This window comes from Mesorhizobium sp. M1A.T.Ca.IN.004.03.1.1, from assembly GCF_003997555.1.
In the GTDB taxonomy this organism is placed as follows: Bacteria; Pseudomonadota; Alphaproteobacteria; order Rhizobiales; family Rhizobiaceae; genus Mesorhizobium.
The window spans coordinates 1-237 of record NZ_RZTV01001078.1; the positions used below are offsets into that span (position 1 = coordinate 1).

Genomic DNA, 237 nt, shown 5'->3' on the forward strand with positions numbered 1-237 from the left:
GCCGACTAACCCACTGCGCGCCAGCGACAAGCGCCTGGATCTCTTCTTCCGTGAAAGACAGAGGCGGCAAAAGGAAGCCCGGCTGCAGTATGTAGCCGACCCCGGGCTCTCCATCGATATCCGCGCCCATTGCCTGCAGCGTCACGATGTCACGACGGATGGCCCGCAGCGAAACGCCGAGCTCGCGCGCAAGCGTCAAGCCGGCCACCGTTCCGCGGTGACGACGAAGAACTTGCA

General features: G+C 64.1%; 1 protein-coding gene. It reads right to left on the minus strand.

What is annotated here, in order from left to right; genetic code table 11:
* Positions 1-237 (minus strand): HTH domain-containing protein (locus EOD29_RS34990; RefSeq protein ID WP_127248925.1); only part of this gene is annotated, 237 nt, incomplete at both ends.